Consider the following 26,136-nt stretch of genomic DNA (forward strand, 5'->3'; position numbering starts at 1 on the left):
CACGACCGTACCCTTGAGCGGTCGACTACGCTCGGGTAATGTCACTCCACCAAAGGACAGAGCACACTCATGACTTCCAAGCTGGAACAACTCAAAGCAATCACCACCGTCGTGGCCGATACCGGCGACTTCGATGCCATCGCCCGCCTCAAGCCGGTCGATGCCACCACCAACCCTTCCCTGCTGCTGAAAGCGGCCTCCAGCGAAAGCAACGCCGCACTGCTGGGTGAAGCGTTCAGTGGCAGCCAGGGCGACATCGGCCTGGCGTGCGACCGCTTTGCCGTGGCCATCGGCCGCAAGATCCTGGATGTCGTGCCAGGCCGCGTGTCCACCGAGGTTGATGCCCGCCTGTCTTTCGACACACCGGCCCTGATCGAGCGCGGCCAACGCCTGATCGGCCTGTATGAAGAGGCCGGTGTCGGTCGCGAGCGCATCCTGATCAAGCTGGCGTCGACCTGGGAAGGCATCCGTGCCGCCGAGACGCTCGAGAAGCAGGGCATCCAGACCAACCTGACCCTGCTGTTCTCCTTCGCCCAGGCTGTGGCCTGTGCCGAGGCTGGCGTGTTCCTGATCTCACCCTTCGTGGGTCGTATCTACGACTGGTACAAGAAGTCCACCGGCCAGGAATACACCGGTGCTGAAGACCCGGGCGTACAGTCGGTCGCACGCATCTACAACTACTACAAGGCCAACGGGTTCAACACCGTGGTCATGGGCGCCAGCTTCCGCAATATCGGTCAGATCGAACAACTGGCCGGCTGCGATCGCCTGACCATCAGCCCCGAACTGCTCAAGCAACTGGCTGAAGACCAGGGCACCCTGGAACGCAAACTGGTTCCCGGTCAGGCCGGTGAACCACGCCAGAGCCTTGGCGAGCGTGAATTCCGCTGGCTGTCCAACGAAGACGCCATGGCCACCGAGAAACTGGCCGAAGGCATCCGCCAGTTTGCCCGCGATCAGGAAAAGCTCGAAGCTTTACTCGCCGCGAAGGCCTGATGCAAAAAGGGCGATACCCATGGGTATCGCCCTTTCTCATTGAGACGGCAAACGCGTTGTGCCGCTGTCAGCGCTGCCCTTCAAGCGCGTTGACCAGGTCATGAAACGCCTCGCGATTGGACTCGTTGAGCCCCATCAGGATCTTGTGCGCTTCCAGCACCTTGGCCTTGACCACTTCCTCACCCTGGTCCTGGGATGGCAGGTCGGTCAGGCACTCAGGGCACGGCACAGGGTGATCGACAATGTTGAACACCTGATCGAAGCCCATCGACTGCAGCAGCCGCGTTATGTCTTCGTGGGTGGTGACCACCGTGGGCAACAGCCCGACTTTCTGCCGCGACAGGATCGACAGCTTGGCCAGCAGGCCCAGGGTCGTGCTGTCGATGCTGCGTGTTTCGGTCAGATCGATCACGACAGCCGAAAAATTCAGCGCTGTAAAGATGCGCTCGATCGTCGCATCCAAGGCCGAGCACAAAGTCAAACGCACTTCGCCCACGAACTTGAGAACGAAAGTGCCTTCCTGCTCGGCGAACTGGATTCTACCGGTACTCATCAAAGATTCCTGCTTAACACTAACAAGGCGATATCATCCGGCATCTCCCCTAGCGTAGCCAATTCAAAAACCCCGCGCAGACCATCCAGGCTGCCGCCCGCCGTCTCGACCTGTACAGGCAGAGCGGCTTCCTTTTCCTTGAGTGTATCACCGGGCAATAGATCCAGTATGCCATCAGACAACAGCGTCAGGCTGAATGACGCAGGCAACTCGATCGTGTAGTTCTGGTAGGTCGCTTCCTGGAACAGACCCACTGGCAGCCCACGCCCTTCAAGATAGCTGGCTTTGCCATCGGTATACAGCACCGGCAGCGGCAAATGGCCGCCCACCGCATAGGTCAGCGTCCCGGCCAGCTCATCGATCACGCCACCAACCATGGTCACATGCTTGCCCAGCTTACAGCTGATCAGCCCACGATTGAGGTGGCCCAGCACATCGGAGGGCTTGAACTCCGGCAACGCACCGCCTCGCTTGGACTCGAACAGCAGCCGGGTGGTCATGAACTTGAGCAGCACGGTGATGAACGCCGAAGACGCACCATGGCCTGAGACATCGGCCAGGTAGAACGCCACGCGGCGCTCATCGACGCGAAAGTAATCGACGAAATCGCCCGACAGGTACAACGACGGGATGATTTCATGCGCAAAGTTGAACTGCTCGATGGACCACGGGCTGATCGGCAGCATGTTCATCTGCACCTGGCGACCGGCATCCTGGTCTTCCTGGAGCAGGTGCAGACTGGCTTCAAGCTCGCGATTGGCGGTCTCAAGCTTCTGGCGATAAAGCCGGTTTTCCTGCTCGAGCCGCGCACGGTCAAGAGCCCGGCCGACCGAATGTTCAAGGACGGCGAGGTCTTCAAGCGGCTTGATCAGGTAATCGGCAGCGCCCAGGCGCAAGGCCTCGACCACATCGCTCATGACCCCTGCGCCGGACACCACGATCACCGGTACTTGCGGGGCGATGGCGCTGACCTGACGGATCAGCTCGAGCCCGCCCATTTGCGGCATGCGCAGGTCGCAGATCACCAGATCAGGGCGTTGTTGCTCGAACGTCTGCACGCCTTGCAAGCCGTTACTGGCCTGCAGGACATTGAAGCCGCTGTCTTCCAGGTAGGCCGCAATGCTTGCGCGCACCACGTCGTCGTCGTCGATAATCAGCAGCGTTGCACTGGTTTTAGGCATGTGGGCAAACGGCGCCAGATCAGGTTGAGGTAGGCGACCCGGTAGGTTCCGGGTTCTGCTTACTGGATTCGCTTTCTAGCCACTCTGCGAAAACAGGCCGTCAGGATTCGGCCATGCTGTCGGTCTTCAGAGGTGCCCTTCAAGGCGCAGACGGTACTCCCATCCGACGGGCGTTTCAAGCGTACTGCCCTGCTCGATTTGCGACTTTACATCGCAAATCACCGGGAGTTATAAGAACGCACAAATCAGCAACCAAAACATAGGACCCACCATGAGCCGAATCGATCAAGGCTATGCCGAGAAGCGCGACTTCATTCGCATGCGCGTCGACGCCGACATCAGCATCATTCACGCAGGGCAGGTCATCTCGGCCGTGTGCCTGGACCTGTCCAGCAGCGGCATGCAGGTTCAGGCACCACGGGCCTTTCAGGTGGGTGACAAACTCAGCGTGCGCATCGACTCCGACCACCCGGCGCTTACGGGCCTGGAGGCCGACACTGAAGTGGTGTGGATTGCCGACCAGGATGATGGTGGCCAGAAACTGGGCCTGTCGATCGTGGCAATGAGCTGACACCCTCAAGACGTCCTTGACTGTGTGAACAGCGCACGCAATTGCCCGGCCATCCATAGATGCGCGTCGCTGCGTGCATATTTGCGATGGCTGTAGAGCCGCAGCGTATAGGGCGCCAGGGGGAACGGTGGCGCATGGCACACGATGTCTGCTGAAGCGCTCAACAGACGGGCCGCCTGTTCAGGCAGGGTCATGAGCAAGTCACTGCGCGCGATGATGAACGGACACAACATCACGAACGGCAACTGCAAGGCGACATCGCGCTTGAGCCCCATGCCCTGCAAGGCCAGGTCCACCACCCCGCACGCCTCGCCCCACGGCGTGACCACGGCATGCCGCTCAGCCAGATACCCCTGCAGGTCAAGCTGCGTACCGACCCTTGGATGATCACGGCGGGCGATCACGCAGTAATGGCCGCTCATCCAGTCCTCACTCTCCACCCCTGCCGGCAGGCTGTCGCGATCCTCGCCATAGCCCAGGGCAAAATCAATCCGGCCACTGGCGAGGTCCTCAATGCACACCTTGCGCTCGGAATGCACCACCTTCACACACAACCGAGGCGCCACCTGCTGCAGGCGTTCCAGCAATGGCGGCAACAGTTGCAGCGCGGTGTAGTCGGTGGCAGCAAACACAAACACGCGCTCGCTGTTTGAGGGCTCGAAAGGCTCCCATTGCTCCAGTTGATCCGACAACACCTTGAGGCTCTGCGTGACCGCCACTGCCAGCGCGTCGGCGCGCTGGGTGGGGTGCATGCGATTGCCGTGGCGCACGAACAACTCATCGCTAAGCGCTTCGCGCAGGCGGGCCAGGGCATGACTGAAAGCCGAGGCACTGATCGACAGTTCATGCGCGGCGCGAGCGACGGTGCGGTGGCGGTACAGCGTGTCGAAAACCAGCAGCAGATTCAGATCGAGACGGCGCAGGGCGGGATGCATGATATTCAATAAGACCTGAAGAAATTGCAGTACATGCAGTTTATGGCTTCGCCTAGCATGAACGCTTCTTCTTTGACGGATGTCGCCCCATGAGCCTGCACATACGCCCCGCCCGCCCGGACGACGCAGCACAGATCCTGACTTTTATCACTGAACTGGCCGACTATGAAAAGGCCCGGCACGAAGTCATTGCCAGCGTTGCCGACATTGAGCGCACGCTGTTCGCCCCACAGGCCAGTGCCCAGGCGCTGATCGGCTCATACAACGATCGGCCCATCGGATTTGCGGTGTACTTTTTCAGTTACTCGACCTGGCTGGGCCGTAATGGCCTCTACCTGGAAGACCTTTACATCACACCGGAGCATAGAGGCACGGGCGCCGGCAAGCAGATGCTCAAGTACCTGGCCCGACAAGCCTGCGACAACGGCTGCGGACGTTTCGAGTGGAGCGTACTGGACTGGAACGAACCGGCCATCCGCTTCTATGAATCGATCGGCGCGCAGCCGCAGAACGAATGGGTGCGCTACCGAATGGAAGGCGACGCGCTGAAGGCGTTTGCCCAAAGCTGAACCTGACGCTGCGTCGATCGAGCTGCCATGCAGGTCGATCGACGAGCATCCTCTGATCAGAAGTCGTCTTCGACCTGGCCGTCCTTGACCTTGAACTCACGGTTCTGCAGGTAGGCATTGCGGATGAAGGTGTACTTGTCACCAGTGACCAGGCGCTCGGCCGACAACAGGCTGGCACGAGTGTCGATCAGGTTCACGCCCAGCGCCGTGTTGCGGGTCGGGACATGATCGATGTAGCGGTAAGGCGAAGTGTAGGTGTCCGGGTAACGGGCCAGGGCATCGCGCACGGTGCTGGGGCCGAACAACGGCAGCACCACGTACGGACCGCTGCCCACGCCCCAGCGACCCAGGGTCTGGCCGAAGTCTTCATCGTTGCGCTGCAGGCCCATGTAAGTGCCGACATCGATAAGGCCCAACAGACCGAAAGTCGTGTTGAAGATCAGCCGTGCGCTGTCGACACCGGCATCAGCCGGCTTGAGTTGCAGCACGTTGTTGGCCAGGTTGCCGACATCGCCGATGTTATTGAAGAAGTTGTGCACGCCGTCTTCGACAAACTGCGGCGCAATGTACTGATAGCCTTGGGCGATCGGCTTGAGGGTGTAGGTGTCGACCACGTCGTTGAAACGAAAGATGGCACGGTTGACGCCTTCCCATGGGTCATCTTCGGCAGCCTGGACAGCTACCGGGAGCATCGCGACGCCGATGCACAAGGACAGCCGGGTCAATCGCTCGATAAAGCCGCTACGCGGTAAGGGCATGACGCAAACTCCTGTCAGAAAGTAATGCCCCGGGCATGAGGCTTCGGGCAAAGACGGGCAGTATAAGGGGTTCACCGCTAAATAAGGCAGACCTGTAATAAACACCGGCCCGTCATGACATATTCATATTTCTGTCATCAGCCGTCGGTAGCGTGCATCAGTATTTCAGAGATCTTCATCATGCTCGCACCGGTTGCCACACCCCTGCCGGCGTTTTCTGCCCTGCTGTTCGGCCTCAGCGGCTGCCTGGTGGATTTTGGCGCACAGGCCGGCACAGCCAGCAAAGGCGCCGCCCTTGCCACTGACACTCACGCCCAACTGACGCCCGGCGCACTTGAAAACCTGCAAAACCTGCGGCAACAAGGCATTCCCTGTGCCTGGCTGGATGAACTGCCCGATCCGCTGAGCCAGACCTTGTCGGCCCCGCTGGGCAACCTGATCACCGCCACCGCACGCAGCCAGGTGCGCTGGCCGGCGCCGGATGCCTGCTGGCTGGCGCTGATGGCGCTCAAGGTCAATCAGCTTGAAGGGTGCGTACTGGTCAGCGGCGAGCCGCGCCTGTTGCGCTCCGGGCTCAATGCCGGGCTGTGGACCATCGGCCTGGCCTCTTGTGGTCCGCTGTGCGGCCTGTCGCCGGCGCAATGGCAGGCACTGGACAGCCACGAGCGTGAACGCCTGCGCGCCCAGGCCACCCTGCAGTTGTATGCGCTGGGCGCGCACTCGGTCATCGATCATCTGGGCGAACTGGAATCGTGCCTGGCCGATATCAGCCTGCGGCGCCGCAAAGGCGAAAAACCCTGACGGTGGTCAACGGCAGAAAGGCGGGCAATGGATTAGTCTTACAGGCATCACGGACCTTTCGTCTGACGGCGCAGTCCATGAATCAGACTTATCGATCAAGGAGCACCGTATGCCTGCCCGCGAACTGCAAGAACAGCTCAATACCCTGCGCGAGCAACTGGAGCAGAATCCGCCACTGTTGCAGGAAGAACGTGACCGCATGCACGAACTCATGCAACAAATTGAAACTAAAATAGAGCTGGAAAACCTGACCCAGGAACAGGACTCCAGCCTGTCCGACAACGTCAACCTCGCCGTCGAGCGCTTCGAGGTCGAGCACCCCGGCGTGGCCGCTACCTTGCGAAACATCATGAATACGCTGGGCAGCATGGGCATCTGAAAACCTGGCGCCCGGATACGAAAAAGCCCGTCGAATGACGGGCTTTTTCGTGCAACCGGCTTATTGCCGCGCCAGGCGACCGTTATCCACCGATATGGCCTCGGTACTGCGATAAGGGTTGATGTCCAGTCCGCCACGGCGCACATAGCGCGCATAAACCGTCAGCGACTGTGGCTTGAGCAGGCGTTGCAGGTCGAGAAAGATGCGCTCCACGCATTGCTCATGAAAATCCGAGTGCTGGCGGAAGCTGACGATGTACGCCAGCAGGCTGGCGTGATCCAGCGCCGCACCACGGTACTGGACCACTACGCTGCCCCAGTCGGGCTGGCTGGTCACCGGGCAATTGGACTTGAGCAAATGCGTGTGCAGGCTTTCTTCAACCACGCGCGCTGCATCGCAGCGCAGCAGTTCAGGACGCGGATGGTCATAGCTGCTGACCTCGATATCCAGCTCATCGATGCACGTGCCTGGCAAACCGGCCACGCCCTGCGCCTGAACCTCATCCAGGCTGCGAATGACCACGCCCACCGGCTTGCCAGCGGCGGCCGACAAATCGGCCACCAACACTTGCTGCAGGTGCTGGCGATCGGCGAACACACTCTGGTTCAGGGAGTTGAGGTACAGCTTGAACGACTTCGACTCGATGATATTGGGCGAGTCGGCCGGCACGCTGAACTCGGCGATGGCCACCACCGGCTTGCCCGAAGGCAGCAGCCAGGACAGCTCGTAGCAGTTCCAGATATCGACACCCTGATACGGCAAGGTCTGCGCGGTCAGCCCCAGTTCGGCCCATTTCGCGGTGCGCGGAATCGGGAACAGCAGCGAGGGCGTGTAGGTGCAAATGTACTCACTGGACTTGCCCAGTGGCGAATGTTCGGCGGCGGGGTGCATGGTGATACCTGGACTTCAAGAATGAACCGCGCAAGTCTAGCGGGTTTGCGTGGTGCTTTCAGCCCACACCGATCAGCATTACAACCTTGTCAGCTTGTGCCGTTGCTCGCCACAACGCGCTATAAAGCCCTTTTGCGATCCATACGAGCCTGCGATGAAACTACTGATCGTCGAAGATCAACCCAAGACGGGTCATTATCTGCACCAGGGACTGAGCGAGGCCGGCTTCGACAGCGAATGGATCAATGACGGTCATTCGGGTCTGCAACGCGCCCTGAGCGGCGAGCACGCCTTGTTGATTCTCGACGTGATGCTGCCCGGCGTGGACGGCTGGCAGATCCTTGAGCAGGTGCGCCGCGCAGGCTTGCAGACCCCGGCGCTGTTTCTCACCGCTCGCGACGCCATCGAAGACCGCGTACATGGCCTGGAACTGGGGGCCGATGACTACCTGGTCAAGCCGTTTGCCTTTGCCGAATTGCTCGCCCGGGTGCGCACCCTGCTGCGACGCAGGACCGTGCCAGCCGACACCCGCTTGCAACTGGGCGAACTGCAACTGGACTTGCTGCAACGCAAGGTCGAGCGGGCCGGCCAGCGGCTGGACCTGACCGTCAAGGAGTTTGCCTTACTGGAGCTGCTGTTGCGCCGTCAGGGCGAGGTGTTGCCCAAGTCACTGATTGCCGCCCAGGTCTGGGACATGCATTTCGACAGCGACACCAATGTCATCGAAGTCGCCATCCGCCGCTTGCGCATGAAAGTCGACGATGACTTTGCAGTCAAACTGATCCATACCGTGCGCGGCCTGGGCTATGTGTTACAGGAGCAGGCGCCATGAGGCTGTCGCTGCGCAGTCGCCTGGCACTGTTGTTCGCCGGCTGCACGGCCGGGGTGTCACTGATCGCCGGCCTGCTGTTCAGCCAGGCCAGTGCCAGCCATTTCATCGAACTGGACCAGCAACTGTTCGACGCCCAGGTGGCCAGCCTGCGCAACGGTCTGCAGGGCGTAGACAGCCTGCAAGCCTTCAAGGCGCGCCAGCCACTGCTGGGCAAGCCCAGTCACTCGGCCGACATGACGCTGCGCCTGCGCGATGCACAAGGCCAGCCGTGGCTGGACACGGCCCCTGCCCTGCCCGCCACCCTGCTTGTGCCCGGCCTGCATGCCTTCAGCAATGCACAAGGCGCTTACCGGGTCTTCACCACCGCCCTGCACCCTGGGCACCCCGACTCGCCCCTGCTGACCCTGGTGCTGGACATCACCCATCACCAGCATTTCCTGCAACGCATGCAGCACCTGATCTGGCTGACGGTCGGCCTGTGCGCACTGGTCACCGCACTGCTCGGTGCCTGGGCGGCGCGCAGCGGCCTACGGCCCTTGCAACGCATGAGTAAGGTGGCCGCCGGCGTCTCGGCCAGTTCACTGACCACGCGCCTGCCCGAACACGAGATGCCCGCCGAACTGGCCGAACTGACCCGTGCCTTCAATGCCATGCTCACGCGCCTGGAGGAGGGCTTTCAGCGTCTGTCAGCGTTCAGCGCCGACATTGCCCATGAATTGCGCACGCCGCTGTCGAACCTGCTGACCCAGACCCAGGTCACTCTGGCCCGTCCCCGCGCACGGGAGCAGTACCGCGAGGCGCTGCTGGGCAACCTTGAAGAACTGCAAAGCCTGACACAGATGGTCAACGACATGCTGTTGCTGGCCAAGGCCGAACAGGGCCTGCTGACCCCCGTCCATGATCGACTGCACCTTGAACAAGAGGTCGATGCGGTGCTGGAGTACTTCACGCCGCTGGCTGAAGACGCCGGCATCACCCTGCACCGCGAAGGTCAGGCAACCGCACGCGCAGACCGGGCACTGCTGCGCCGAGTGTTGTCCAACCTGCTGGACAATGCCGTGCGCTACACCCCGACCGGCGGCCAGGTGCGCGTCACGTTGCAGGCCGTGGCCGCTGGCGTGGAGCTGAGCGTAGAAAACCCGGGCCAGACCCTTGACCCAGCGGTGCTGCCACGCCTGTTCGACCGTTTCTATCGGGTCGACCCGGCGCGGCCCGACAGCCAGGCCCACGCAGGGCTTGGGCTGGCGATCAGCCGCTCGATCATCCAGGCCCACGGCGGCACGATTCACAGCGAGTCGGCCGCCGGGCTGACCCGCTTCGTGATTCGACTCTGACAGCCTACTCGTAGCGCAAGGCGTGCGCCGGCTCGATCCTGGCGGCGCGCCAGGCCGGGTAGATGGTCGCCAGGAAGCTCAGGACAAAACCGGCCCCACAGATCAGCAGCACGTCGCCGCCTTGCAGTTCGGAAGGCAGGTTGCTGATGAAATACACGTCGGCACTGAACACATGCTGGCCACTGACCCGTTCGAACCAGCCGACCAGCGCACTGACATTCAGCGCGGCGATCACCCCAAGCACCCCGCCGATCAGGGTGCCGACCACACCGATCAGCGAGCCCTGGACAATGAAGATGCCCATGATCTGCCGGGGCGTGGCGCCGATGGTGCGCAGGATCGCGATGTCAGCCCCCTTGTCATTGACCACCATGATCAAGGTGGCAATGATGTTGAACGCCGCCACCGCCACGATCATCAGCAGCAACAGGCCGATCATGGTCTTTTCCATTTTCATGGCACTGAACAGGCTGCCCTGGGTGTGGGTCCAGTCATCGGCACGGTAGCCCTGCCCCAGCGCCTTGGCGATGTCGGTCGAGATTTTCGGGGCCTGGTAAAGATCTTTCAGCGCCAGGCGCACGCCTTGCACCTGGCCGGGCTGCCAGCGCTGCATCTGCCCGGCGTCGGCGATGTGCATCAGCGCCATGGAGCCGTCCAGCTCGGCACCGACCTTGAACAGCCCGACCACGGTCAGGCGCTGCAAGCGCGGCGTGATGCCACCGGGGGCGTTGCTGATTTCCGGCACGATCAGGGTCAGGGCGTCGCCGACATTGACCCGAAAGCGCCGTGCGGTGATTTCGCCCAGCACCACACCGAACTCACCGGGCTTGAGGCCATCGAGGCTGCCACGGGTGATGTGCTGCGTCACGATCGACACTGCATGCTCACGGGCAGGATCGATACCGCTGACCTGGATCGGCTGCATCAGGCCACGGTAGGACAGCATGCCTTCCATTTCGGTCAGCGGCGCGGCGGCCACCACTTCCGGGTTGCGCAAGGCGGCGTCGGCCGTGGCTTGCCAGTCATCCAGCGGCTTGACGCCGAGGATCGCCGCATGCGGCACCATGCCGAGGATGCGCGAGCTCATTTCACGCTGGAAGCCGTTCATCACCGACAGCACCACGATCATGGCCAGCACCCCCAGGGCCAGGCCGATCATCGAGGTCATGGAGATGAACGAGATAAAGTTCTTGCGGCGCTTGGCCCGGGTGTAGCGGGCGCCGATGAAGATGGATAAGGGTCGGAACATTCGCAGGGCACCTTGGCAAAAAGATCGGCCCGGCACCCGCTCAACGGGCGTCAGGCCGGATGAATCAGACGGCGACCAGGTGGCCGTCTTCCAGACGCAGGATACGATCCATCTGCCTGGCCAGATTCAGGTCATGGGTGACCACCAGAAACGCCGTGCGCGAGGCCGTGCTCAGCTCGCGCATCAGGTCCTGAATACCCTGTGCGGTGTGGTGGTCAAGGTTGCCGGTGGGCTCGTCGAGCATTACCAGCCCCGGCTCGTTGACCAGCGCCCGGGCGATGGCGACACGCTGACGCTCGCCACCGGACAACTCGGCCGGCTTGTGCGCCAGGCGATGGCCCAGGCCGACCCGCTCCAGCAGCGCCGTGGCCCGCTTGCGCGCCTCGGGGATGGCCGTCTTGCCGATCAGCAGCGGCATGCAGACGTTTTCCAGTGCAGTGAACTCGGGCAACAGGTGGTGGAACTGGTACACGAACCCCAGCGCCCGGTTGCGTAACAGGCCACGGGCCTTCTCGTTCAGCGCCGACAACTGCTCGCCAGCCAGCCATACGCTGCCCTCGGACGGCGTATCCAGGCCACCCAGCAGGTTGAGCAAAGTACTTTTGCCAGAGCCGGAACTGCCAACGATCGCCACCCGCTCGCCGGGAAACAGCTCCAGTTGCAGGTTGGACAGCACCACCACCGACTCAGGGCCCTCCTCGTAGGATTTACCCAGGTTGCGGCAACTCAATACGGCTTTTTCAGACATGCCCGACTCACTCATAACGTAACGCCTCTGCCGGCTGGGTACGCGCTGCGCGCCAGGCCGGATACAAGGTGGCGAAGAAACTCAGGACCAATGCGGCACCGCAGACCTGGAACACGTCCTGGGCCATCAACTGCGAAGGCAGGTAATCGATGAAGTAGACATCCGCATTGAGAAACTTGTGGCCGATCAGGCCTTCGAGGGCGGCGATGGCGCTACTGACATTGAGCGCAGCCAGGATGCCGACGCCCGCGCCGATCAGGGTGCCGACCACGCCGATCACCGTACCCTGGACCATGAAGATCGCCATGATCTGCCCGGGCGTGGAGCCCAGGGTGCGCAGGATGGCGATATCGCCCTTCTTGTCGTTGACCACCATCACCAGCGTGGAGATGATGTTGAATGCCGCCACCGCCACGATCAGCAACAGCAGCAGGCCGATCATGGACTTCTCCATGCGGATGGCCTGGTACAGGTTGCCGTGGGTGCGCATCCAGTCGCGCGACCAATAGTGGTCGCTGCCCAGTTGCTGGGCAATCTCCCAGGACACCTTCGGTGCCTGGAACAGATCATCGAACTTCAGGCGCAGGCCCTGGACCTGATCGGGCTGCCAGCGGCGCAGGCGGCCCAGGTCCTCGATATTGGTCAGGCCCAGGTAGCCGTCGATTTCGCCGGCGCCGACATGAAAGATGCCCACCACGGTAAAGCGCTTCATGCGCGGGAACATGCCGGCCGGGGTCACCGCCACTTCCGGGGCCACGAAGGTCAGCTTGTCACCTACGGCAACGCCCAGCCTGGCGGCGGCCTTGTCGCCGATCATGATGCCGAACTCACCCGGCGCCAGCGCGCTCAGGGCACCCTGGCGAATGAATTGATCGATGATCGAAACCTTGGGTTCCTGAGCCGGGTCAATACCATTGAGCAAGACCTTTTGCACCGTGCCGGCGTGGCTGAGCAGGCCTTGCATCTGGGTGAACGGCGCCACGGCGACGACCCCGGCGTGAGCGCCGACCTTGCTCGCCAGGGCGGGCCAGTCGCGGATCGGCTCATCGGACTCCAGGGTGGCGTGGGGCACCATGCCCAGCACCCGGGTCCGCATCTCGTGGTCGAAGCCGTTCATGACCGACAGCACTACGATCATCACCACCACGCCAAGCGCCAGGCCAATGATTGAGGTCAGGGAAATGAAGGAGACAAAATGATTACGTCGCTTGGCACGGGTATAACGCGTGCCGATGAATGCAAAAAGAGGTCTGAACATGTAGGGAATTGTTCGCAGGAATGGGACATCCGTGTGGCGGGCCGAAACGCTCGGCCTTACACTCGAAGCTCTCTGACCATAGCCGTTAGCACGGGTTCGCCATGTCGACACTAGATGAAGAAAGACGCCGCGAATACTACCGTATCGAGGACAGCGTCGCACTGGAAATTAACCCTCTGACCGAGGCCGCCAGCTGCGCCATGCCCCGCATCACGGCCTTGTTCGAACTGCTCAGCGAGCTGCATGTCAGCGAGTTCGAATCCCAGCATCTGCTGCGCCAGCTCGACGAGCGCGACCGGGTGCTCAACAGTTTTCTCAAGGCTCTCAGCAAGCGTATCGACCTGCTCGGCCAGGTCGTGGCGCACACGGCGCTGGGCGAGCTGGGCACGCCGCAGCCGGTATTGCTGTCCGAGGCCGGCGTGCAGTTTCATGCAGCACAGCCCTATGCCGTGGACACGCTACTGTCGATCAAAATGGTATTAATGCCACAAGCGGCCGGCATGATGCTGGTGGCCCGGGTGGTGAGCTGTGAAACCCGGGAAGACGGCGATTACGAAATCGATACAGAATTTGTCGAACTGCCCGATGCCCAGCGACAATTGCTGGCCCGACACGTCTTGCAGCGTCAGGCCCAACAGCGCCGCCAGGCCCTGGAGCAGGCGGAACCGCCGCAATCCTGAGCCGCTCTGTTCAAACCCGAGGAGTATTTGTGACCCTGATCTACGGCCATCGCGGCGCCAAAGGCGAAGCACCGGAAAACACCCTCACCAGCTTCCAGCAATGCCTGCAACAAGGCGTGCGGCGCTGCGAGCTGGACCTGCACCTGTCGCGCGACGGCGAGCTGATGGTCATCCACGACCCGACCCTCAAGCGCACCACCCAGCGCGGCGGCAAGGTCAACGAGCATCTGGCAAGTGACCTGGAAACCTATGACGCACGCCACGGGGGTCCGGGCTGGGCACAACCCTGCCCCATTCCGCGCCTGGAGACGCTGTTCGAGCAGTGCGATTTCGAGCATTGGCAACTGGAGGTCAAGAGTGCCTCACGCACCCGTGCGGCCAACACGGTGCTGGCGATTCGCGAACTGGTGCAGCGCCACGGCTTGCTGGACAAGGTAACCATCACGTCAAGCTCCCGCGAAGTGCTGCGTGCCGCACTGGAACTGACGCCGGACATTGCTCGCGGACTGGTGGCCGAGTACGCCTGGCTGGACCCGCTGAAGGTCGCGCAAGGCTATGGCTGCGAGATTCTGGCGCTGAACTGGACGCTGTGCACGCCCGAGCGCCTGCAAAAAGCGCAGCGCCAGGGGTTGCACGTGTCGGTGTGGACAGTCAACGAGCCGGCGCTGATGCGCAGGCTCGCCGACTTCGGCGTGGACAGCCTGATTACAGACTTTCCCGGTTTGGCCAGCGCCACCCTCGGGAATCGCTGAATCCGGTTTCTCCGGCCGGCTCAGGCCACCGGCCGGAGCCGCTCAAAAAAGCCGGTTGAGCCCGTCGTACGCCGCCACCCGATAGGCTTCGGCCATGGTCGGATAGTTGAAGGTGGTGTTGACGAAGTACTTGAGGGTATTGGCTTCACCGGGCTGGTTCATGATCGCCTGGCCAATGTGCACGATCTCCGAAGCCTGGTCGCCGAAGCAATGCACGCCCAGCACTTCCAGGGTCTCGCGGTGGAACAGGATCTTCAGCATGCCGACGCGCTCGCCGGAAATCTGTGCACGCGCCATGCCCTTGAAGAACGCCTTGCCGACTTCGTAAGGCACTCGGGCCTCGGTCAGCTCGCTTTCGTTCTTGCCGATCGAACTGATCTCCGGAATCGTGTAGATCCCGGTCGGCACGTCATTGACATAGCGCCAGCTGCCGTTCTCGACCACACTGCCGGCCGCCGAACGACCCTGGTCATAGGCGGCACTGGCCAGGCTCGGCCAGCCGATCACATCACCGGCACCGTAGATATTGCCCAGCTTGGTGCGATAGTTTTCATCGACCTCGATCTGGCCACGGCCGTTGGCTTTAAGGCCGATGTTCTCAAGCCCCAGCTTGTCGGTGTTGCCGGTACGGCCGTTGCACCACAGCAAGGCATCGGCCTTGATCTTCTTGCCCGATTTGAGGTGCAGGATCACACCGTTTTCCAGGCCTTCGACCCGCTCGTACTCTTCGTTGTGACGCACCATCACGTTGTTATTGCTGAAGTGATAGCTCAGCGCCTGGGAGATTTCCTTGTCCAGGAAGCTCAGCAACTGGTCGCGGTTGTCCACCAGCTCGACCAGCACGCCCAGGCCACTGAAGATCGAGGCGTATTCGCAGCCGATGACGCCTGCGCCGTAAATGATCAGTTTGCGCGGGGTATGGCTCAGACTGAGAATGGTGTCGCTGTCGTAGATACGCTTGTGGGAGAAGTCGATATCGGAGGGGCGATAAGGCCGGGAACCGGTAGCGATGATGATCTGGTTGGCCACGAGCTTTTCGACCACGCCATTGGCACAGACCACATTGATGCTGTTCTCGTCGGCAAAGCTGCCGGTGCCGAAGAACACATCGACACGGTTACGGGCGTAATAGCTGGTGCGCGAGGCCACCTGCTTGGAGATGACGATCTCGGCGTTTTTCAGCACATCGGGGAACGAGAACCAGCGTGGTTCGCCGATGGCGCGAAACATGGGGTTGGTGTTGAACTGGATGATCTGTTTGACCGAGTGACGCAATGCCTTGGAGGGGATGGTGCCCAGGTGGGTGCAGTTGCCGCCGACCTGGCGACGGCTGTCGACCATGGCCACCTTGCGACCCGCCTTGGCAGCGTTCATCGCCGCCCCTTCCCCGGCAGGACCGGACCCCAATACCACGACATCGTAGTTGTAGACAGCCATGCGTACTCCTTTAGAACAGGCCGGGCTGCCACTCTGGCTTCCCGGGCTAAATCACGCGGCGCAGTCTAGCGCTGCGTCGAAGCGGGGAACATTACCCCTTGGTCGAGTCGATGGCCAATTTTTCTCCTGAAAACGGACGCTGGATTGCTTTTACCAACCTGAACAAAGCTTGAACCAGACGTCCCTGAGTGCCGCAACCGCTCTGCAACGGTTGTCTCCGCCTTCTTTAAAACATATTGTTACAAATGACTTCCGCATCCGGGCGCAGACCCGGAGTGCTGCACCTGCAGCCGACAGACTGACCCCCTCCTCCAATAATCAGCCCGAAGAGTCAGCTCCGATGACCTCAACAACCAGCAAAGGCAAGGCGATCTTTCGCGTTGTCAGCGGCAACTTCCTCGAGATGTTCGACTTCATGGTCTACGGCTTCTACGCCACGGCCATTGCCAAGACTTTCTTTCCGGCGCAGAGCGCATTCGCTTCATTGATGCTGTCGCTGGCCACCTTCGGTGCCGGCTTTCTGATGCGTCCGCTGGGCGCGATCTTTTTGGGCGCCTACATCGACCGTCATGGCCGGCGCCAAGGCCTGTTGATTACCCTGGCGCTGATGGCCATGGGTACTTTGCTGATCGCCTGCGTGCCCGGCTACGCCAGCATTGGCCTGGCGGCACCCTTGCTGGTGCTGCTGGGGCGCTTGCTGCAAGGTTTCTCGGCCGGCGTAGAACTGGGCGGCGTCTCGGTGTACCTGGCCGAAATCGCCACGCCAGGGCGCAAGGGTTTTTTCGTCAGTTGGCAATCGGCCAGCCAGCAGGCAGCCGTGGTTTTCGCCGGCCTGCTGGGCGTAGGCCTCAACCACTGGCTGAGCCCGGAGCAGATGGGCGACTGGGGCTGGCGCCTGCCGTTCTTCATTGGCTGCATGATCGTGCCGGCGCTGTTTGTCATTCGCCGCTCGCTGGAAGAATCACCCGAGTTCGAAGCACGCAAACACCGTCCGACCTTAAGTGAAGTGCTGCGCTCGATCCGCCAGAACTTCGGCCTGGTCATCGCCGGCATGGCGCTGGTGGTCATGACCACCGTGTCGTTCTACCTGATCACGGCCTACACCCCGACCTTCGGCAAGAACGAGCTGAACCTTTCAGACCTGGAAAGCCTGCTGGTCACCGTCTGCGTGGGGCTGTCCAACTTCGTCTGGCTGCCGGTGATGGGCGCGCTGTCCGACCGCATCGGCCGCAAGCCACTGTTGATCGGCGCCACGGTGCTGGCCATTGCCACGGCCTACCCGGCCTTGTCGTGGCTGGTTGCCCACCCAAGCTTCGGCCACCTGCTGACGGTCGAGCTGTGGCTGTCGTTCCTGTACGGCTCCTACAACGGCGCGATGGTCGTGGCCCTGACCGAAATCATGCCGGTCGAGGTGCGCACCACCGGCTTCTCGCTGGCCTACAGCCTGGCCACGGCCACCTTTGGCGGCTTTACACCAGCGGCCTGCACCTACCTGATCCACGCCCTGGACAACAAGGCCGCCCCCGGCATCTGGCTGACCGGTGCCGCCATCATGGGCCTCATGGCGACGCTGTTCCTGTTCAGGAGCGGCGCAGCGGCAAGCCACAAGCTTCAAGAGGCACGTTAAAAGCAGTGCGCGCCAGGCTTGAAATCTGCGCATAAAAAAACGGGTCGAATAATCGACCCGTTTTTTTTTGGCCTTGCCCAATCAGCCCGGGCAACACCTTCTTGCAGCTTGCAGCCAAAAACCTGCCGCTGCCGTCCCGCTTACAACGGGAAGGCCGGCGGGTTGACGCCCGCCATGTCTTCCATCACGCGCACAACCTGGCAGCTGTAACCGAATTCGTTGTCGTACCAGACGTACAGGACAACACGGTTATCGTTGGCGATGGTCGCTTCGGCGTCGACGACACCGGCGTGGCGGGAACCGACGAAGTCGGTCGATACCACTTCCTGGGAGCTGACGTAGTCGATCTGCTTGTGCAGGTCCGAATACAACGCGATGTCGCGCAGGTATTCGTTGATCTCTTCGCGGGTGGTGGCCTTTTCCAGGTTCAGGTTGAGGATGGCCATCGACACGTTCGGCGTCGGCACGCGGATCGCGTTGCCGGTCAGCTTGCCGGCCAGTTCAGGCAGGGCCTTGGCAGCGGCGGTGGCAGCACCGGTCTCGGTGATGACCATGTTCAGCGCGGCGCTGCGGCCACGACGCGAACCCTTGTGGAAGTTGTCGATCAGGTTCTGGTCGTTGGTGTACGAGTGAACGGTTTCGACGTGACCGTTGATGATGCCGTACTTGTCGTTGACGGCCTTGAGCACCGGCACGATGGCGTTGGTGGTGCAAGAGGCAGCAGACACGATCTTGTCATCAGCGGTGATCTGGCCGTGGTTGATGCCGTGAACGATGTTCTTCAGCTTGCCCTTGCCAGGCGCGGTCAGAACGACACGGTCGACACCCGGGCAGGCCAGGTGCTGGCTCAGGCCGTCGGCATCGCGCCATACACCGGTGTTGTCCACCAGCAGGGCGTTCTTGATGCCGTACTGGGTGTAGTCGACCTCGGACGGGTTCTTGGCGTAGATGACCTGGATCAGGTTACCGTTGGCGGTCAGGGTGCTGTTGGCTTCATCGATGGTGATGGTGCCATCGAACGGGCCGTGTACCGAGTCGCGGCGCAGCAGGCTGGCGCGCTTGACCAGGTCGTTCTCGGCGCCCTTGCGGACCACGATGGCACGCAGGCGCAGGCCGTCGCCACCACCGGTCTTCTCGACCAGGATACGCGCCAGCAGACGACCGATACGGCCGAAACCGTACAGGATCACGTCGGTGCCCTTGCGCTCGGAAGTCTTCTGCTGACCGACGACGCTGGCCAGTTCTGCACGCACGAACTCTTCGGCACTGCGGCCGTTGCCTTCGGTCTTGAACTTGACGGCCAGACGGCCCAGGTCCACGGAAGCGGCGCCCAGCTTGAGCTCGCTCATGGCCTTGAGCAGGGGGAAAGTCTCGTGCACCGACAGCTCGCTGGCATCGGCCTGGCGATGGCGCGCAAAGCGGTGGGCCTTGAGAATGGCGATGACTGAACGGTTGATCAGGCTGCGGCCGTAGATCGAGGAGACCACATTGTTATTGCGGTACAACTGGCCGATAAGCGGGATCATCGCTTCGGCGAGGGCTTCACGGTCGATCCATTCACCAAGACACTGGTCGGGCTTCTGAGTCACGGGAACCTTCCACATGTAGGGGCAGAAAAAAGGGGCTACATTATGACCGCGCCAGTGTTTCTGAGCAATGCACGGCGATCAGATGTTTTGGCACTACATAAATTTCGCCCTCAAAATCGGCCAATGGCGCTGGAAAACTGACAGCCACTGCCCTGGCCCGTTACAATCGCCGCCCCTGTCGCACTGCCTGGAGTCGGACCTTCCGTGCCTGTCCTGCGTCTACCGCATCTGCCCGCCGCTGCCGGCAAACAACACTGGGGCAATCTCCCCGGTGCCGCGCTGAGCCTGGCCATTGCCGAGGCCGCCAATGCCGCCCGGCGTTTCACCCTGTTGCTGACCGCCGACAGCCAGGCCGCCGAACGCCTGGAGCAAGAGCTGAAGTTCTTTGCCCCGGACCTGCCGGTGTTGCATTTCCCTGACTGGGAAACGCTGCCTTATGACCTGTTTTCGCCGCACCAGGACATCATTTCCCAGCGCATTGCCAGCCTCTACCGCCTGCCCGAGCTGAGCCATGGTGTGCTGGTGGTGCCGATTACCACCGCCCTGCACCGCCTGGCCCCGACGTCGTTCCTGCTCGGCAGCAGCCTGGTGCTCGACATCGGCCAGAAGCTCGACGTCGAAGCCATGCGCACGCGCCTGGAGGCCAGCGGCTATCGTTACGTCGACACCGTCTACGAGCACGGCGAGTTCACCGTGCGCGGTGCGTTGATCGACCTGTTCCCGATGGGCAGCAAGGTGCCGTACCGCATCGACCTGTTCGATGACGAAATCGAAACCCTGCGCACTTTCGACCCCGACACCCAGCGCTCGATCGACAAGGTCGAGTCGGTGCGCCTGCTGCCGGCCAAGGAATTTCCGCTGCATAAAGACGAAGTTGTGCGCTTCAAGGCCCGCTTTCGCGAGCGCTTCGACGTCGACTTCCGCCGCAGCCCGATCTTCCAGGACCTCAACAGCGGCATTACCCCGGCCGGGATCGAGTACTACATTCCACTGTTCTTCGAACAGACCTCGACCCTGTTCGACTACCTGCCGCAAGACACCCAGGTGTTTTCGCTGCCGGGCATCGAGCAGGCCGCCGAGAACTTCTGGAACGACGTGCGCAATCGCTATGAAGAACGCCGCGTTGACCCGGCCCGACCCTTGCTGCCGCCGGCCGAGCTGTTCCTGCCGGTCGAAGACTGCTTTGCGCGCCTCAAGGCCTGCCCGCGGGTCGTGGTCAGCCAGCAGGACGTCGAGACCGGTGTCGGCCGTGAGCGTTTCCCGGCCCGGCCCTTGCCGGAACTGGCCATCGAAGCCAAGGCCAACCAGCCTCTGGCAGCGCTGTCGAACTTTCTTGACCAGTTTGCCGGGCGGGTGCTGTTCACCGCTGAATCGGCCGGCCGTCGCGAAGTATTGCTGGAGTTGCTCGAACGCCTGAAGCTGCGCCCCAGGACCGTCGACGGCTGGCAGGAATTCGTCACCGGCAAGGACCGCCTGGCCATTACCATTGCGCCGCTCGACGAAGGCCTGGTGCTGGACGAACCGTCGCTGGCCCTGGTCGCCGAAAGCCCGCTGTTTGGCCAGCGGGTCATGCAGCGCCGGCGCCGCGAGAAGCGCGCCGACCACGGCAACAACGATGCCGTGATCAAGAACCTCACCGAGCTGCGCGAAGGCGCGCCGGTGGTGCACATTGATCACGGCGTGGGCCGCTACCAGGGCTTGGCAACGCTTGAAATCGACAACCAGGTCGCCGAGTTCCTGACCCTGGTCTATGCCGATGAAGCCAAGCTCTATGTGCCGGTGGCCAACCTGCACCTGATTGCCCGCTACACCGGCAGCGACGACGAACTGGCCCCGTTGCACCGGCTGGGCTCGGAAGTCTGGCAAAAGGCCAAGCGCAAGGCCGCCGAACAGGTGCGGGACGTCGCGGCCGAACTGCTCGACATCTATGCCCGTCGCGCAGCCCGCGAGGGCTACGCCTTCGAAGACCCCAAGGCCGACTACGCCACCTTCAGCGCCGGCTTTCCATTCGAGGAAACCCCCGACCAGCAGTCGAGCATCGACGCGGTACGCGCCGACATGCTTGCTGCCAGGCCCATGGACCGCCTGGTGTGCGGCGACGTCGGCTTCGGCAAGACCGAGGTGGCGATGCGCGCAGCCTTTATTGCCGTGCATGGCGGCCGCCAGGTGGCAGTGCTGGTGCCGACCACCCTGCTCGCCCAGCAGCACTACAACAGTTTTCGCGACCGTTTCGCCGACTGGCCGGTCAAGGTCGAGGTCATGAGCCGCTTCAAGTCGGCCAAGGAAGTCAATGCGGCGGTGGCCGAGCTGGCCGAGGGCAAGCTCGACATCGTCATCGGCACCCACAAGCTGTTGCAGGACGACGTCAAGTTCAAGAACCTGGGCCTGGTGATCATCGACGAAGAGCATCGCTTCGGGGTGCGCCAGAAAGAACAGCTCAAGACCCTGCGCAGCGAAGTCGACATCCTGACCCTGACCGCCACGCCGATCCCGCGCACGCTGAACATGGCGGTGTCGGGCATGCGCGACCTGTCGATCATCGCCACCCCGCCGGCCCGGCGCCTGTCGGTGCGCACCTTCGTCATGGAGCACAACAAGCCGACGGTCAAGGAGGCGCTGCTGCGTGAACTGCTGCGCGGTGGCCAGGTGTATTACCTGCACAACGACGTCAAGACCATCGAGAAATGCGCCGCCGATCTCGCCGAACTGGTGCCCGAGGCGCGCATCGGCATCGGCCACGGGCAGATGCGCGAGCGTGAGCTCGAACAGGTGATGAGCGACTTCTACCACAAGCGCTTCAACGTGCTGGTGGCTTCGACCATCATCGAAACCGGCATCGACGTGCCAAGCGCCAACACCATTCTCATCGAGCGCGCCGACAAGTTCGGCCTGGCCCAGCTGCACCAGCTGCGTGGCCGGGTCGGGCGCAGTCACCACCAGGCCTACGCCTACCTGCTGACCCCGCCGCGCAAGCAGATCACCCCGGACGCCGAGAAGCGCCTGGAGGCCATCGCCAACACCCAGGACCTGGGCGCAGGCTTTGTACTGGCCACCAACGACCTGGAAATCCGCGGCGCCGGCGAACTGCTCGGCGACGGCCAGAGCGGGCAGATCCAGGCGGTGGGCTTTACCCTGTACATGGAAATGCTCGAGCGGGCGGTCAAGGCCATTCGCAAGGGCGAACAGCCCAACCTCGACCAGCCGCTGGGCGGAGGGCCGGAGATCAACCTGCGGGTGCCGGCGCTGATTCCCGAAGCCTACCTGCCGGACGTGCATGCGCGGCTGATCCTCTACAAGCGCATCGCCAATGCCGCCGATGAAGAGGCGCTCAAGGACTTGCAGGTCGAGATGATCGACCGCTTCGGCCTGTTGCCCGAGCCCACCAAGCACCTGGTGCGCATCACGCACCTGAAGCTGGTGGCCGAACAACTGGGCATCACCAAGATCGACGCCGGCCCCCAGGGCGGACGCCTGGAGTTTTCTGCCACCACGCCGGTCGAGCCGCTGACCCTGATCAAGCTGATCCAGGGCCAGCCCAATCGCTACAAGTTCGAAGGGGCCACCCTGTTCAAGTTCATGGTGCCCATGGAACGCCCTGAAGAGCGTTTCAACACGATCGAGGCGCTGCTTGAGCGCCTGACCCCGAAAACTGCTTGAAGGATGGATTGATGCGCCTGTTTCGTTCACTGACCCTGCTGCTGACCGTGGCCCTGACGCTGATTGCGCCCAGCGCCTTTGCCGACGGGCTGTATCAGGTTGAAACCATCCTGTTCCGCCAGCTCGGCGAGGCCCCCGCCACGCCGCAACGGGCTCCGGAACACTGGGACGCCGGCGCGAACCGGGTCACGAGCGAGAACCAACGCAGCCCGGCGCTCAGTGCCATGGTCGACAAGCTCCAGGCCAGCGGCCAGTATCAGGTCTTGCTGCACCGCGCCTGGCAGCAATCGATCGGCAGTGAGCCCAGCGTGATGGCGGTCACCGACGGCCAGGGGCAGTTCGGGCATTATCCGGTCGAAGGCACGCTGAGCCTGGCCATCGGGCGCTTTACCGATTACGAGGCCGACTTCTGGGTCAACCAGATGGACGCCCATGGCGTACTGGTCAGCAGCGAGCGCTTGAAGCAGAGCGCCCGCATCAAGAACGGCGAACTGACGTTCCTGGACTACGGCAGCCTGGCCCTGCTGGTCAAGGTTTCGCCGCTCTGACCACGTTCTTCGTCCATGGGGCGAGCGCTGCGGCGCTCGTCTTTTTTTGAGCAGCGCAAGGGCTTCTTACACCGGTGTCATCCATTCTTGAAAAAATCCTGGCTCGCCCCTGGAAATACCTGTTCAAACCCCAGACGCTCGAGCGCGGGCGCGACTACGCCCGGCAAAAGCGGATCGTGCTGGAGCACAGCAGTGCCCAGGTCATCCGCACGCAATGCCGTGGCAGCGGGCTGGACCGCTACACCCAGACCCTGGTGCTCAAGGACCCCGCCCACTTCACCGAATACCTGGTGTGCACCTGTACCTGCCCGGTGCGCAAGGACTGCAAGCATTGCGTGGCGGCCCTGTACTTTCTGGAAGACCCGCGCAACCGTGAAACCCTGGGGCTGACCGCCGCGCCACAAGCGCGTGCCACCCTGCCGGAGCGGCTGATCGACGACCTGATGCCACAGCCACGGCTGATTCTGGCCAGCATTGAATTCAGCGCCTTCGAACCGCGCAACGGGCGCATGCAGCGCCAGGTCCAGCACCGGGCGGCCCTGGCGTTCGCCTATGGCAAGCACTATGCGGTCGGCACCACGCATGTGAGCATCCTGACCAGCACCTTGGGCAGCGACCTGGTCAACCAGAAAAGCGACATCATCGAGCACACCGCCACCGAGACCCTGCGCATTCGCCGCCAGGGCGAACAAGAGCGGCTGTACCGCCAGCAACTGGCCAACCTGGGCTTCAAGATTGCCACCCGGCAAAGCAAGGCCCTGCCCGACAGCGCCGGCGAGATGTACGAGCTGCCCAACGACAAGGCCTGGCTGCATTTCGTCCTTGACGAGTTGCCCACGCTGCGTGAGCAAGGCTGGGAAATTCACCAGCAGGACACGTTCGGCTTCAATGTCACGCCGGTCGATGACTGGTATGCGGAGATTGACGAACAGACCGACCGCAACTGGTTCGACCTGGAACTGGGCATCATCGTCAACGGCGAGCGCCTGAGCCTGCTGCCGATCCTGATCAACCTGCTGCGCAGCCACCCCGAACTGACCAGCCCGGCCGCCGTGGCCAGGCGTGGCGATGAAGAACAGCTGCTGGTGCAACTGAGCCCGCCAGGCATTGCAGACGGCGCACCGGTGCAGATCGCCCTGCCTTATGGCCGGCTCAAGCCGGTGCTGGCGACCCTGGGCGACTTCTACTGGCGCGAGAACACCAGCAATGCGGTGCGCCTGAACACCGCCGATGCCGCCCGCCTCACCGAACTCGACGATCTGCCGCTGTCCTGGCGCGGCGGCGACCGGCTGCGTCAGTTTGCCGAGCGCCTGGCCAATATCAAGGACGCGCCCGTGGCCCTGCCTGAGGGCTTGAATGCGCGGCTGCGGCCTTACCAGTTGGAGGGCCTGAGCTGGATGCAGTCGTTGCGTGAACTGGAAGTGGGCGGCGTACTGGCCGATGACATGGGCCTGGGCAAGACCTTGCAGACCCTGGCGCACCTGCTGCTGGAGAAACAGTCCGGGCGCCTCGACCGGCCGGCCCTGGCGGTCATGCCCACCAGCCTGATCGGCAACTGGCTGGACGAAGCGGCGCACTTCACCCCGCAGCTCAAGGTCCTGGCCCTGTACGGCGCGCAGCGCCATCAGGACGTCGCCGACCTGCACGACTACGACCTGATCCTGACCACCTACGCCTTGCTGCCCCGGGACCTTGAGCACCTGGCCAAACTGCCACTGCATGTATTGATTCTCGATGAAGCGCAGTACATCAAGAACCCCAAGAGCAAGGCCGCCCAAGCGGCCCGCGAGCTGAACGCGCGCCAGCGCCTGTGCCTGTCGGGCACGCCGCTGGAAAACCACCTGGGCGAGCTGTGGTCGCTGTTTCACTTCCTGATGCCCGGCTGGCTGGGCAGCAGCAAGGAGTTCAACAGCAACTACCGCACCGCCATTGAAAAACACGGTAACCGCGACCGCTTGCTGCACCTCAATGCACGCATCAAGCCGTTCCTGCTGCGCCGCACCAAGGAACAGGTGGCCACCGAGCTGCCGTCCAAGACCGAGATCGTGCACTGGGTGGAGCTCAACGACAGCCAGCGCGATGTGTACGAGACCGTGCGCCTGGCGATGGACAAGAAGGTCCGCGACGAGATCGGCCGCAAAGGCATGGCGCGCAGCCAGATCGTGATCCTTGAAGCGCTGCTCAAGCTGCGTCAGGTGTGCTGCGACCTGCGCCTGGTCAATGACAACCCGATCAACCCGCGCCACGGCAGCTCGGCCAAGCTGGGCAGCCTGATGGAAATGTTCGAAGAGCTGCTGGCCGAAGGGCGACGCATTCTGCTGTTCTCGCAATTCACCTCGATGCTCAGCCTGATCGAGCAGGAATTGAAGCAGCGCGGCATTGCCTATGCCCTGCTGACCGGCGCCACCCGCGACCGGCGCACACCGATCCGCGAATTTCAGGAGGGTCGCCTGCCGGTATTTTTGATCAGCCTCAAGGCCGGTGGCACCGGCCTGAACCTGACCGCCGCCGACACGGTGATCCACTACGATCCGTGGTGGAACCCGGCCGCCGAAAACCAGGCCACTGACCGCGCCTACCGGATCGGCCAGGACAAGCCGGTGTTCGTCTACAAGATGATTTCCCGGGGCACGGTGGAAGAAAAGATCCAGCGCCTGCAACAGGAAAAGACCGCCCTGGCCGCCGGCGTGCTGGACGGCCGCACCAGCGGCGACTGGAAACTGGGCGAGGAAGACCTGCAAGCCCTGTTCGCCCCGCTGCCACCGGTGCCGAAAAAGCCCCGGGCATAAGG

Annotated in this window: 23 protein-coding genes; 13 read left to right on the forward strand and 10 right to left on the reverse strand. The window is 62.4% G+C overall.

All coding sequences use genetic code 11. The annotated features are described in order from the left end of the window. Positions 1 to 69 precede the first annotated feature (69 nt). Positions 70 to 996, forward strand: a complete 927-nt coding sequence (gene tal / locus DGA31_RS09770; protein ID WP_056840090.1) for a transaldolase — start codon at positions 70 to 72, stop codon at positions 994 to 996. Between the two features lie 67 nt (positions 997 to 1,063). Here the strand turns inward: tal and rssC are convergent, their stop codons facing one another. After that, positions 1,064 to 1,549 carry an anti-sigma factor antagonist RssC gene (gene rssC, locus DGA31_RS09775; protein ID WP_056840091.1) on the reverse strand — a complete coding sequence of 162 codons (486 nt, stop codon included), beginning with the start codon at positions 1,547 to 1,549 and terminating at the stop codon, positions 1,064 to 1,066. Next, positions 1,549 to 2,730: a two-component system response regulator RssB gene (gene rssB / locus DGA31_RS09780; protein ID WP_109512393.1), complete on the reverse strand. Its 1,182-nt coding sequence runs from the start codon at positions 2,728 to 2,730 to the stop codon at positions 1,549 to 1,551. Before rssB ends, rssC begins: the two co-directional genes overlap by 1 nt. A 271-nt stretch (positions 2,731 to 3,001) precedes the next feature. On the opposite strand from rssB, the gene DGA31_RS09785 reads away from it, so the two are divergent. Continuing rightward, positions 3,002 to 3,301 (forward strand): PilZ domain-containing protein, encoded by a 300-nt coding sequence (locus DGA31_RS09785; protein ID WP_056840093.1) that lies wholly within the window; start codon positions 3,002 to 3,004, stop codon positions 3,299 to 3,301. Positions 3,302 to 3,306: 5 nt separating this feature from the next. Here DGA31_RS09785 and DGA31_RS09790 read toward each other — a convergent pair whose 3' ends face one another. Then, positions 3,307 to 4,236, reverse strand: coding sequence for a LysR family transcriptional regulator (locus DGA31_RS09790; RefSeq protein ID WP_109512394.1), 930 nt, complete (start codon positions 4,234 to 4,236; stop codon positions 3,307 to 3,309). Between the two features lie 89 nt (positions 4,237 to 4,325). Between DGA31_RS09790 and DGA31_RS09795 the strand changes: the two genes are divergently transcribed. Next, a complete protein-coding gene (locus DGA31_RS09795) occupies positions 4,326 to 4,805 on the forward strand; it encodes a GNAT family N-acetyltransferase (protein WP_109512395.1) in 480 nt (159 codons plus the stop codon). A gap of 56 nt (positions 4,806 to 4,861) precedes the next feature. On the opposite strand, the gene DGA31_RS09800 is transcribed toward DGA31_RS09795, so the two are convergent. Next, positions 4,862 to 5,563 (reverse strand): MlaA family lipoprotein, encoded by a 702-nt coding sequence (locus DGA31_RS09800; protein WP_109512396.1) that lies wholly within the window; start codon positions 5,561 to 5,563, stop codon positions 4,862 to 4,864. 180 nt (positions 5,564 to 5,743) lie between these two features. Between DGA31_RS09800 and DGA31_RS09805 the strand changes: the two genes are divergently transcribed. After that, entirely contained in the window at positions 5,744 to 6,364 is a 621-nt protein-coding gene (locus tag DGA31_RS09805; RefSeq protein WP_109512437.1) for an HAD superfamily inactivated hydrolase PcrP, read from the forward strand. A gap of 109 nt (positions 6,365 to 6,473) precedes the next feature. Beyond that, positions 6,474 to 6,743 carry a DUF4404 family protein gene (locus DGA31_RS09810; RefSeq protein WP_109512397.1) on the forward strand — a complete coding sequence of 90 codons (270 nt, stop codon included), beginning with the start codon at positions 6,474 to 6,476 and terminating at the stop codon, positions 6,741 to 6,743. A 60-nt stretch (positions 6,744 to 6,803) separates the two neighbouring features. Here DGA31_RS09810 and queF read toward each other — a convergent pair whose 3' ends face one another. Then, positions 6,804 to 7,634: an NADPH-dependent 7-cyano-7-deazaguanine reductase QueF gene (queF, locus tag DGA31_RS09815; protein WP_109512398.1), complete on the reverse strand. Its 831-nt coding sequence runs from the start codon at positions 7,632 to 7,634 to the stop codon at positions 6,804 to 6,806. Positions 7,635 to 7,788: 154 nt separating this feature from the next. On the opposite strand from queF, the gene DGA31_RS09820 reads away from it, so the two are divergent. Beyond that, positions 7,789 to 8,466 (forward strand): heavy metal response regulator transcription factor, encoded by a 678-nt coding sequence (locus tag DGA31_RS09820; RefSeq protein WP_056840100.1) that lies wholly within the window; start codon positions 7,789 to 7,791, stop codon positions 8,464 to 8,466. Next, positions 8,463 to 9,800 carry a heavy metal sensor histidine kinase gene (locus DGA31_RS09825; RefSeq protein ID WP_109512399.1) on the forward strand — a complete coding sequence of 446 codons (1,338 nt, stop codon included), beginning with the start codon at positions 8,463 to 8,465 and terminating at the stop codon, positions 9,798 to 9,800. The genes DGA31_RS09820 and DGA31_RS09825 overlap by 4 nt, the downstream gene beginning before the upstream one ends. 4 nt (positions 9,801 to 9,804) lie before the next feature. Here the strand turns inward: DGA31_RS09825 and DGA31_RS09830 are convergent, their stop codons facing one another. From DGA31_RS09830 to DGA31_RS09840, 3 genes are all read right to left on the reverse strand, one after another. After that, positions 9,805 to 11,049: a lipoprotein-releasing ABC transporter permease subunit gene (locus DGA31_RS09830; RefSeq protein ID WP_109512400.1), complete on the reverse strand. Its 1,245-nt coding sequence runs from the start codon at positions 11,047 to 11,049 to the stop codon at positions 9,805 to 9,807. A 64-nt stretch (positions 11,050 to 11,113) separates the two neighbouring features. Then, complete coding sequence (gene lolD / locus DGA31_RS09835) at positions 11,114 to 11,797, reverse strand: lipoprotein-releasing ABC transporter ATP-binding protein LolD (RefSeq protein WP_177339471.1); 684 nt, start codon at positions 11,795 to 11,797, stop codon at positions 11,114 to 11,116. Positions 11,798 to 11,804: 7 nt separating this feature from the next. Further along, on the reverse strand, positions 11,805 to 13,055 hold the full coding sequence (locus DGA31_RS09840) for a lipoprotein-releasing ABC transporter permease subunit (protein WP_056840104.1): 1,251 nt from the start codon (positions 13,053 to 13,055) through the stop codon (positions 11,805 to 11,807). A gap of 101 nt (positions 13,056 to 13,156) precedes the next feature. Between DGA31_RS09840 and DGA31_RS09845 the strand changes: the two genes are divergently transcribed. Further along, entirely contained in the window at positions 13,157 to 13,735 is a 579-nt protein-coding gene (locus DGA31_RS09845; RefSeq protein WP_109512401.1) for a PilZ domain-containing protein, read from the forward strand. Positions 13,736 to 13,764: 29 nt separating this feature from the next. Continuing rightward, positions 13,765 to 14,487: a glycerophosphodiester phosphodiesterase gene (locus tag DGA31_RS09850; RefSeq protein ID WP_056840106.1), complete on the forward strand. Its 723-nt coding sequence runs from the start codon at positions 13,765 to 13,767 to the stop codon at positions 14,485 to 14,487. A gap of 42 nt (positions 14,488 to 14,529) precedes the next feature. On the opposite strand, the gene sthA is transcribed toward DGA31_RS09850, so the two are convergent. Beyond that, positions 14,530 to 15,924 (reverse strand): Si-specific NAD(P)(+) transhydrogenase, encoded by a 1,395-nt coding sequence (gene sthA / locus DGA31_RS09855; protein WP_056840107.1) that lies wholly within the window; start codon positions 15,922 to 15,924, stop codon positions 14,530 to 14,532. A 340-nt stretch (positions 15,925 to 16,264) separates the two neighbouring features. Here sthA and tcuC point away from each other — a divergent pair, with 340 nt between their 5' ends. Continuing rightward, complete coding sequence (tcuC, locus tag DGA31_RS09860) at positions 16,265 to 17,551, forward strand: MFS transporter (RefSeq protein WP_109512402.1); 1,287 nt, start codon at positions 16,265 to 16,267, stop codon at positions 17,549 to 17,551. Positions 17,552 to 17,691: 140 nt separating this feature from the next. Here the strand turns inward: tcuC and DGA31_RS09865 are convergent, their stop codons facing one another. Beyond that, positions 17,692 to 19,155, reverse strand: coding sequence for a glyceraldehyde-3-phosphate dehydrogenase (locus DGA31_RS09865; RefSeq protein ID WP_056840109.1), 1,464 nt, complete (start codon positions 19,153 to 19,155; stop codon positions 17,692 to 17,694). A 189-nt stretch (positions 19,156 to 19,344) separates the two neighbouring features. Here DGA31_RS09865 and mfd point away from each other — a divergent pair, with 189 nt between their 5' ends. The 3 genes from mfd to DGA31_RS09880 all read left to right on the forward strand — a co-directional run bounded on the left by mfd (position 19,345) and on the right by DGA31_RS09880 (position 26,134). After that, positions 19,345 to 22,797, forward strand: coding sequence for a transcription-repair coupling factor (gene mfd / locus DGA31_RS09870; RefSeq protein ID WP_109512403.1), 3,453 nt, complete (start codon positions 19,345 to 19,347; stop codon positions 22,795 to 22,797). A gap of 11 nt (positions 22,798 to 22,808) precedes the next feature. After that, on the forward strand, positions 22,809 to 23,345 hold the full coding sequence (locus tag DGA31_RS09875) for a CsiV family protein (RefSeq protein ID WP_109512404.1): 537 nt from the start codon (positions 22,809 to 22,811) through the stop codon (positions 23,343 to 23,345). A 74-nt stretch (positions 23,346 to 23,419) separates the two neighbouring features. Beyond that, complete coding sequence (locus DGA31_RS09880; RefSeq protein WP_056840112.1) at positions 23,420 to 26,134, forward strand: DEAD/DEAH box helicase; 2,715 nt, start codon at positions 23,420 to 23,422, stop codon at positions 26,132 to 26,134. The last annotated feature ends 2 nt before the right edge of the window (positions 26,135 to 26,136 follow it).

Source organism: Pseudomonas ovata (genome assembly GCF_003131185.1).
Lineage (GTDB): Bacteria > Pseudomonadota > Gammaproteobacteria > Pseudomonadales > Pseudomonadaceae > Aquipseudomonas > Aquipseudomonas ovata.

What these genes read in the sequence shown, in the direction of transcription:
- DGA31_RS09785 (WP_056840093.1), top strand. Translation starts at nt 3,002, where the DNA reads ATGAGCCGAATCGATCAAGGCTATGCCGAGAAGCGCGACTTCATTCGC.
- DGA31_RS09800 (WP_109512396.1), bottom strand. Translation starts at nt 5,563, where the DNA reads ATGCCCTTACCGCGTAGCGGCTTTATCGAGCGATTGACCCGGCTGTCC.
- DGA31_RS09865 (WP_056840109.1), bottom strand. Translation starts at nt 19,155, where the DNA reads ATGTGGAAGGTTCCCGTGACTCAGAAGCCCGACCAGTGTCTTGGTGAA.
- DGA31_RS09840 (WP_056840104.1), bottom strand. Translation starts at nt 13,055, where the DNA reads ATGTTCAGACCTCTTTTTGCATTCATCGGCACGCGTTATACCCGTGCC.
- DGA31_RS09825 (WP_109512399.1), top strand. Translation starts at nt 8,463, where the DNA reads ATGAGGCTGTCGCTGCGCAGTCGCCTGGCACTGTTGTTCGCCGGCTGC.
- DGA31_RS09820 (WP_056840100.1), top strand. Translation starts at nt 7,789, where the DNA reads ATGAAACTACTGATCGTCGAAGATCAACCCAAGACGGGTCATTATCTG.
- queF (WP_109512398.1), bottom strand. Translation starts at nt 7,634, where the DNA reads ATGCACCCCGCCGCCGAACATTCGCCACTGGGCAAGTCCAGTGAGTAC.
- DGA31_RS09875 (WP_109512404.1), top strand. Translation starts at nt 22,809, where the DNA reads ATGCGCCTGTTTCGTTCACTGACCCTGCTGCTGACCGTGGCCCTGACG.
- DGA31_RS09805 (WP_109512437.1), top strand. Translation starts at nt 5,744, where the DNA reads ATGCTCGCACCGGTTGCCACACCCCTGCCGGCGTTTTCTGCCCTGCTG.
- DGA31_RS09810 (WP_109512397.1), top strand. Translation starts at nt 6,474, where the DNA reads ATGCCTGCCCGCGAACTGCAAGAACAGCTCAATACCCTGCGCGAGCAA.
- DGA31_RS09790 (WP_109512394.1), bottom strand. Translation starts at nt 4,236, where the DNA reads ATGCATCCCGCCCTGCGCCGTCTCGATCTGAATCTGCTGCTGGTTTTC.
- tcuC (WP_109512402.1), top strand. Translation starts at nt 16,265, where the DNA reads ATGACCTCAACAACCAGCAAAGGCAAGGCGATCTTTCGCGTTGTCAGC.
- DGA31_RS09845 (WP_109512401.1), top strand. Translation starts at nt 13,157, where the DNA reads ATGTCGACACTAGATGAAGAAAGACGCCGCGAATACTACCGTATCGAG.
- tal (WP_056840090.1), top strand. Translation starts at nt 70, where the DNA reads ATGACTTCCAAGCTGGAACAACTCAAAGCAATCACCACCGTCGTGGCC.
- lolD (WP_177339471.1), bottom strand. Translation starts at nt 11,797, where the DNA reads ATGTCTGAAAAAGCCGTATTGAGTTGCCGCAACCTGGGTAAATCCTAC.
- DGA31_RS09795 (WP_109512395.1), top strand. Translation starts at nt 4,326, where the DNA reads ATGAGCCTGCACATACGCCCCGCCCGCCCGGACGACGCAGCACAGATC.
- DGA31_RS09830 (WP_109512400.1), bottom strand. Translation starts at nt 11,049, where the DNA reads ATGTTCCGACCCTTATCCATCTTCATCGGCGCCCGCTACACCCGGGCC.
- rssB (WP_109512393.1), bottom strand. Translation starts at nt 2,730, where the DNA reads ATGCCTAAAACCAGTGCAACGCTGCTGATTATCGACGACGACGACGTG.
- sthA (WP_056840107.1), bottom strand. Translation starts at nt 15,924, where the DNA reads ATGGCTGTCTACAACTACGATGTCGTGGTATTGGGGTCCGGTCCTGCC.
- rssC (WP_056840091.1), bottom strand. Translation starts at nt 1,549, where the DNA reads ATGAGTACCGGTAGAATCCAGTTCGCCGAGCAGGAAGGCACTTTCGTT.